The organism is Cellvibrio sp. (assembly GCF_053579595.1).
Genome location: NZ_JBRFPI010000086.1, coordinates 1 through 5,752, shown reverse-complemented (window position 1 = coordinate 5,752; position 5,752 = coordinate 1). Strand labels below are relative to the sequence as shown.

Annotated in this window: 6 protein-coding genes and 1 pseudogene; all 7 read right to left on the bottom strand. The window is 48.6% G+C overall.

Annotated elements, in window-relative coordinates:
* Positions 1-374: pseudogene (locus ACWA6V_RS07525) on the bottom strand (mobilization protein); the annotation flags it as partial.
* A gap of 197 nt (positions 375-571) precedes the next feature.
* Positions 572-1,102, bottom strand: coding sequence for an REP-associated tyrosine transposase (locus tag ACWA6V_RS07520; protein ID WP_449521899.1), 531 nt, complete (start codon positions 1,100-1,102; stop codon positions 572-574).
* A gap of 41 nt (positions 1,103-1,143) precedes the next feature.
* Complete coding sequence (locus tag ACWA6V_RS07515) at positions 1,144-1,827, bottom strand: hypothetical protein (protein ID WP_449521898.1); 684 nt, start codon at positions 1,825-1,827, stop codon at positions 1,144-1,146.
* Between the two features lie 71 nt (positions 1,828-1,898).
* Positions 1,899-2,810: a cysteine synthase A gene (cysK, locus tag ACWA6V_RS07510; RefSeq protein ID WP_449521897.1), complete on the bottom strand. Its 912-nt coding sequence runs from the start codon at positions 2,808-2,810 to the stop codon at positions 1,899-1,901.
* 159 nt (positions 2,811-2,969) lie between these two features.
* Positions 2,970-3,977, bottom strand: a complete 1,008-nt coding sequence (locus ACWA6V_RS07505) for a choice-of-anchor A family protein (protein ID WP_449521896.1) — start codon at positions 3,975-3,977, stop codon at positions 2,970-2,972.
* Positions 3,978-4,133: 156 nt separating this feature from the next.
* Positions 4,134-5,243 (bottom strand): ABC transporter permease, encoded by a 1,110-nt coding sequence (locus ACWA6V_RS07500; RefSeq protein ID WP_449521895.1) that lies wholly within the window; start codon positions 5,241-5,243, stop codon positions 4,134-4,136.
* On the bottom strand, positions 5,240-5,752 hold a 513-nt coding region (locus tag ACWA6V_RS07495; RefSeq protein ID WP_449521894.1), incomplete at its 5' end, for an ATP-binding protein DrrA1-3 family domain-containing protein. The genes ACWA6V_RS07500 and ACWA6V_RS07495, both read right to left, overlap by 4 nt.

Here is a 5,752-nt window from a genome sequence, read left to right as displayed (position 1 = left end):
ACTGAATCTGCACCGTCATCCATCACATGCCATAAATAGACTTGGCTTCCCAACTCCTGAAACAGTGCGAGCGCATCGCTCTCGTCAATCCACTTGCCCAAGCGGGTGGAGGTTTGTGCTGCTAAATCAACAATCAAATCGCTGCCGGGGTTTTCCTGCGCGAGAATAATCAGCTGATCAAGGCTGTCGTAATCGTCAACAATTAAGGGCGATGCAAACTCGCTGTAAAAGCGCGAAAAAGTCCCGTGGGATTGATCGGAGTCCAAGCCGATAAAAGGTTTTTCTGCGTCGATCAAATACTGCGCCAATAACCGCGCGGTCATAGATTTGCCAACCCCACCTTTTTCACCACCGATAAAATGCACATTACTCATAGTTGTTTCCTTGTTGGGATCTGTAGACGATTTTTGTGGTGGGACTGTAACACAGCTGGTGTGACATTTTTTATGCGCCCTAAAAAAGGGCTGGTTTTTGGTGGAGTTGATAAAAAAGAGGGCGCAATCTATTGCGCCCTCTTGATGCTAAATTTTTGGATTCTTCTCGTTCCCAAGCTCCGCTTGGTAATGCATATTTACCAGTTCTTACAAATTCCCAGTAAGCCCGCATTCCCCGCAAAATTCCGCGCGCTCGAATAGCGCCAATGCTCAGCAAAATCCACATATCCACGCTTAACCGGATTGGCATGAATATACTCAACTTTCTGCCGCATGATCTCCGGGTTCTGGATTAACTCTGGGTGAACACCTTCTTGCCAGAATTGATGTTGGCTTTCTGTTTTGTGTGCCTTTTTATAGAAGGAAAATTGGTCTAGTAGCCTTTTGACATTGTGCTGCTGTAAATAATTAAGCAACTCTCTTGCCGTAAAACTCTTAAATCGCTGAATGTCTCGTGGTAGGTTGTCGCTTTGGGCGATTAGATGAAGATGGTTTTCTAAAATTACCCATGCGTAGATTTTTAGGTTTTCCTTTTGCAAAAAACGAAATGAGTCCAGCACAATGTTCACAGTGTCTGGCCGGGTGAATATAGGTATCCAATGTAATACGGTGAAAGTTAAAAAATGTGGGGCGGTTGGATCGGTGATCAGATAGCGGCTGCGGCCCATGGTACGTTCCTTGTAGGTTTTGCTAGAGATTAACTCAAACTTTATTGAGGTTTTAATTCTGGTAGTTCCCAGCGCATATGGGCTAGGTTTGCGATATATTGTGTACAATGCTTTGAATTAAATAGTTTTTTATCGAGTGGATGTAGAGCAAACAGATTGTGGTATAAAAATCCTATTAGCCCTCTTGAATGATGTTCCGTTAGGTTTAATATCCCGCTGAGATACTTCTTATGATCTTTTGTCAAAGACTTTTTTCCGCCTAAAAAATCTCTATCCTTATTTATTATTTTTCCCCCTGTCTCTTGCGGGTATATGGATATATTCCAGGAGCCAAACATACCGTGCAATATATGATGGTGATCGAATCTACCTAGTCCAGGCATACCTGAGTTATTAAAAAATACTAAAATTCCACAGCAATTTTTTGTTTCACAATGCAGTTTTAATTGATTGTAGCCACTTGTTATATTCTGCCGAACCGTTTTTCCTGGCTCTTCTCCATAAGCAGTTTCTGGATCTTTATTGTTTTTTAATGCTTCTAGTATTTTTTCTTCGTCTTTGGTGGCGTTGATTTCCTTAATCTCTGCGTAAATATTAACGTTGTTGATCTTTAGTAGATAGTCGGGAGTTTTGACATTTTCCTCCTCGCTTTCTGGAATTGCTTGTGAAGTGCCACCAATAAGTGGACACCATTTTTCAAATAATGTTTGTGAGATATTCATCATCGTATGCTGTTGACTCAACAATATGCATTCCCAAGCGGAGCTTGGGAACGAGGTGCGTTGTTGTGAGGTTTTTAAAACAAATCCTCAATCGATAAATAACGCTCTCCGGAATCGTAACTGAAAATAATCACGCGGCTACCGGGTTTCATCTCTGCTTGTTTTTGCGCGACTGCAGCGAGCGTCGCTCCAGAAGAAATACCAACAAAAACCCCTTCTTTCAATGCGCATTGACGGGCCATTTCAAATGCGGCTTCTTCGCTGACGAGAATAGTGCCGTCGAGGGTGTCTTTATTTAATACTTGCGGAATAAAGCCCGCGCCGACGCCCTGGATGCGGTGCAGGCCTTTTTGGCCGCCGCTGATAACAGGAGATTTTTCCGGCTCAACAGCAAATGTTTTTAGGTGCGGGAATTTTTCTTTCAATACTTCGCTGCAACCGGTGATATGGCCGCCGGTGCCGACGCCAGTAATCATGTAATCAATACCTTCCGGGAAATCGGCGAGAATTTCTTGCGCGGTAGTGTTGCGGTGAATTTCCACATTCGCAGGGTTGTTGAACTGTTGCGGCATCCAGCTGTTGGCATTTTCTGCGAGTATTTCATTGGCTTTAGCAATGCAACCGCCCATACCGAGTTCTTTTGGCGTGAGCACCAATTCTGCGCCCAGTGCTTTCATATTTTTGCGGCGCTCGACCGACATGGATTCCGGCATGGTGAGAATGAGGCGATAACCTTTTACTGCGCAGACGAGTGCGAGGCCGATACCGGTATTGCCCGAAGTAGGTTCAACAATGACGGTATCTTTGTTGATCAAGCCTTTGGCTTCCGCGTCTTCAACCATCGCCAACGCGATGCGGTCTTTGATACTGCTGCCGGGATTGAAGCGCTCGACCTTCATCCAGACTTCGATATCGCTGCGAAATAAATGGTTGATACGGACGTGCGGAGTGTTGCCAATGGTTTGGAGGATATTATCGAATTTCATATGGAATCCCTGTGCAATTAGGCTTGCGCGTGCAAGCGGTGAAATGACGGGGGACAGTGTAGCGAATACGGGCAATAAAAAAAGCCGCTACAGGTTATCTCGGTAGCGGCTTTTGGAATGAGATCGAATCAGCTTGGCAGTTAGTATCTCTACTAGCTCTTAGGCGCGTTTGCAGCGAATCACGATGAGTGCTAACAAGCCGAAGAGCAGTAGCATTACTGCAGATGGCTCGGGTACTACTACGGCGGGTGGCGTTGTCGGTGTGGGTGGTGGCTCAACCGGTGGCACAAAAAAACCATCCCATAAATTTGCTTGTGCTCCCCAACCACCAGTCCAGGATTTAGCAATCACTTGGCCACTCAGGTCACCTTGCAAGAAGGTGAAGTTCGCATTGGGTGCAAGGATATTGCCTTTGATACCGCCGCTAAAGGTGATGTTTTCTGCTTCAAAAAAGTTGTACAGAATATTGCTTGCAGACATGTCCAGCGCATCAAAACTTTCGCGCTTGCCGTAGTTGAGCGAATCAAAATTGATATTTTTGCCGCTGACGTTAATGATCAGTGTGTCGTTCTGGTCGAGACCTTTTGCGGTCAGGTCGGTTGCATTTGCCAGCATTTGACCGGTGATGTTGGCCACATAAATATCGTTGCTGCTAGCACCATCCAAAATGAGCCAGTTGTTGTATTTAAACTCCAGCCCACCGGTATTGGATTGGCCGGCCAGTGTTTGCGAAAGGGCATTAAATTGTGTGAATGCAGCATTGAAATCAATCGGCGTCGCTTTGGTGGTGCTGCCTAACACCGCGTTTTTGCTGGAGCCTTGGGTGAGTTCGCCACCCAGAATAAGGTTGCCCTTGACGTTGCCCCAGGCCCATTGGGTAGTAGTGAGGTCACCGCCTACTACCAGGACATCGGAGTACTTGCCCGGCTCTGTCCAGAATTGTTTGCCATCGCGCCAGGTGCCGGGTTCATAGTTCACTCCAACATCGTATTGGCCGATATTGGCATTGCCGCCGATGGCGATCTTGCCTTGGGAATCAGCCCCCGGTTGGGTGAAGTTCTCTTTGATAAAGAGGTTGTAGCCCGTAGCTGCACCTAAATCGATGCTGATGGCACCGGCATGGGTGGAAATACTAAGAGCCAAAATGGCGGAGACTTGCTTGAGCATAAGTGCGAACCAGTTCACATAAATTGATGCTGTGCAGTCTAGGTTGATTTATGTTCAATCTCAAGTTGATTGTTATAAAAAAAATTCTGCTAGTTTTTATTTGTTATAAATAAAAGTTAAGAAAATTCTCATTGCGTGGATTATATGGAATAAGGGTTAATCCAGCCGCTTCTTAAACCGACTTGCCGCCGCTATCACCCCAAGCACGGTAAAGCCGATCAGCCAACATAAATCCGGCTGCAAATCTTCCAGCGTCGCGCCGCGCAAGACTATCGCGCGCACCATGCGGATAAAATGAGTTGCAGGCAGCGCTTCGGCAATCCACTGCGCTGCTTCGGGCATACCTTCGTAGGGGAACATAAAACCGGAAAGTAAAATTGATGGAATCAGTAAAAACACCGTGAGCTGCATCGCCTGCAGCTGGGTTTTGGCGATGGTGGAAACCAGTAGGCCAAGCGTGAGGCTGGCGCTGATAAAGGCGAAAACGCCGAGCACCAGCTGATCAAGCCGACCATTGATCGGCACATCAAAAATCAGATGGCCGAGGCCGAGAATAATTGCCACTTGAATCAGGCCGACAAAAATATAGGGCACGATTTTACCGATCATAATTTCGCTGGAGCGCACCGGCGTAGTGATCAGCAATTCCAGGTTGCCGCGCTCGCGCTCGCGTACCAGCGCCGCCGAGGTAAACATCACCATGGTCATGGTAAGCACAATCGCCACCAGCCCGGGCACGATATTAATGGCCGAGCGCCTTTCAGGATTAAAGAAGAGCGCGATCTCAAAGGTGTTTTTGCGCGCGCTGGGCTGCGCCTCAAAACCACTGGCAAAGGGCATTTGTTGCAGCGCAAGCAGCGCGTTGCTGACCATGGTATCGGAACCATCGATCAGCCATTGGGCGATGGGGCGCTGGTCTTGCAGGCGCTGGCCAAAATCTTCGGGGATCACCAGTACCGCGTGGACATGGCCGCGACGAATCGCATCTTCCGCCAGCGCGGGTGTTTGATAGGTTTCGGTAAAACTCAACACTTGCGTGGCGGTGAGGTCGCTCACCAACGCACGGGCAGTCTGGGTATGACTTAAATCCACCACGCCGACGGGCAGGTCGCGCACATTGGTATTGATGGCAAAACCAAACAGTAACAGTTGGATTAGCGGCACCATTACGATCATGCCGAAGGTGGGGCGGTCGCGCGTCAACTGGCGCAGCTCTTTGAAGATGATCGCGCCGATCCGCTGCAGGCTTTGGCTGAAGGCATTCATTGGCGCGCTCCCCGGCCATCAACCGCGTTGCTGCCGGTGCAATGGACAAACACATCTTCCAGGCTCGGGCGCACGGTGTGGATCTGGCGATTGGCGACTAATTCCGGGTGCACGCTGCGCAGCCAGCTTTCCGGTTCGTCAATTGCCTCTTTGATCAATACGCGCAGATGAGTCCCCTGTTGCGCGGTAGATACCACTTCCGGCAATTCCCCCAATTGTTGCTTGAGCAAACGTAAATTTTCGCCATCGATTTCAACCACGCGGGCGCCCAGCTCGCGCATCAATTGCGCGGGTGCACCGTCGGCGCGTTTCACACCGCCCTCCATAATCGCTAAGCCGTGGCAGCGTTCAGCTTCATCCATGTAATGGGTGGAAACCAGGATGGTGGTGCCGCCGTCGCAGAGGTCGAATAACTTCTCCCAAAAATCGCGCCGGTTTTCCGGGTCTACCGCTGAGGTTGGCTCATCGAGAATCAATAATTCGGGTTGATGCAAGGTCGCAGCCGCGAG

Bases quoted from the DNA above. Each gene is read 5' to 3' on its own strand.
- ACWA6V_RS07500 (WP_449521895.1), bottom strand. From the start codon at position 5,243: ATGAATGCCTTCAGCCAAAGCCTGCAGCGGATCGGCGCGATCATCTTC.
- ACWA6V_RS07515 (WP_449521898.1), bottom strand. From the start codon at position 1,827: ATGATGAATATCTCACAAACATTATTTGAAAAATGGTGTCCACTTATT.
- cysK (WP_449521897.1), bottom strand. From the start codon at position 2,810: ATGAAATTCGATAATATCCTCCAAACCATTGGCAACACTCCGCACGTC.
- ACWA6V_RS07520 (WP_449521899.1), bottom strand. From the start codon at position 1,102: ATGGGCCGCAGCCGCTATCTGATCACCGATCCAACCGCCCCACATTTT.
- ACWA6V_RS07505 (WP_449521896.1), bottom strand. From the start codon at position 3,977: ATGCTCAAGCAAGTCTCCGCCATTTTGGCTCTTAGTATTTCCACCCAT.